The organism is Streptosporangium sp. NPDC006013, from assembly GCF_040614275.1.
Lineage (GTDB): Bacteria > Actinomycetota > Actinomycetes > Streptosporangiales > Streptosporangiaceae > Streptosporangium.
In genome coordinates, this window is record NZ_JBEXUE010000979.1 from 1 (window position 1) to 1,128 (window position 1,128).

At 71.5% G+C, this 1,128-nt stretch carries 1 protein-coding gene and 2 pseudogenes; all 3 read left to right on the plus strand.

The window, feature by feature from the left end:
* Positions 1-89: 89 nt before the first annotated feature.
* Positions 90-665, plus strand: coding sequence for a LuxR C-terminal-related transcriptional regulator (locus ABZ260_RS51410; protein ID WP_355633342.1), 576 nt, complete (start codon positions 90-92; stop codon positions 663-665).
* 78 nt (positions 666-743) lie between these two features.
* A pseudogene (locus ABZ260_RS51415) lies at positions 744-1,040 on the plus strand (alpha/beta fold hydrolase); the annotation flags it as partial.
* Between the two features lie 34 nt (positions 1,041-1,074).
* A pseudogene (locus ABZ260_RS51420) lies at positions 1,075-1,128 on the plus strand (hypothetical protein); the annotation flags it as partial.

Here is a 1,128-nt window from a genome sequence, read left to right on the forward strand (position 1 = left end):
GATCGCACCGGCCGCCGCGACCGCGCAGACGACCAGTGAGATCGCGGCGAACACCACGATCTTGCCGGTCAGCAGGCTCATGCGCTTGGGTGCGCGCGGGCGACGAGGCGGGCGCGCGGGCGGCGCTGGAGGCGTACAAGCAGTGGTCGGCGCACGCCGCGACGCCCGAATCACGCGCGCTGCTGGCTCGCTGCCGGGGCCTGGCCGACTCCGCCGAGGACGCCTTCGGCGAGGCGCTGCGGCTGCACACCAACCCGTTCGAGGCGGCCAGGACGGCCCTGCTGCTGGGTGAACGTCTGCGCCGCGCGCAGCGGCCGGGCGAGGCGCGGGCGCATCTGCGGACGGCGTGGGAGACGTTCGAGCAGGCGGGTGCCCGGCCGTGGGCGCGGCGCGCGCTGGAGGAGTTGCGGGCGGCGGGAGAGAGCGGGCAGGCCCCGCCCGCGGCCGTGCTCGACGCGCTGACCCCGCAGGAACTGCGCATCGCGGGCCTGGTCGCCGACGGGTTGTCGAGCAGGCAGATCGCCGCCCGGCTCTTCCTGAGCCCGCGCACGGTCGAGTACCACCTGTACAAGATCTATCCGAAGCTGGGCATCGGCTCCCGTACGGATCTGGCGCGGCTAGTAGTTCTACAGAAGGCGCCGGTAGCCGGAGACGACATGCTCTGAGGCATGCAAAACGTGACCATCTGGAGTGAGGAGTTCGGCGCCGAGACGGACGCGCCGATCCTGTTGATCATGGGTTCGATGTCGCAGGGCATCCTGTGGCCGGACGAGTTCGTCGGCCGCCTGACCGCCGGAGGCCGCCGGGTGATCCGGTACGACCACCGTGACACCGGCATGTCGGGCACCGTCGACTTCGCGACCGAGCCGTACACGTGGGACGACATCAAGAACGACGTCTACCGTGTGATGGACGCCCACGGATTGGACAGCGCGCACCTGGTCGGCCACTCGGCGGGCGGGCTGCTCGGCCAGTTCGTCGCGGTGGAACGGCCGGAGCGGGTGCGCTCGCTGACCGTCATCGCCTCCTCGCCGCTCGGCGGCGGCGAGGGCCAGGTGCTCCTGCCGGTACACGGTGACCGGCGGTCATCTGGACTACGTCGACGACACCGGATTCACCGCCACGGGC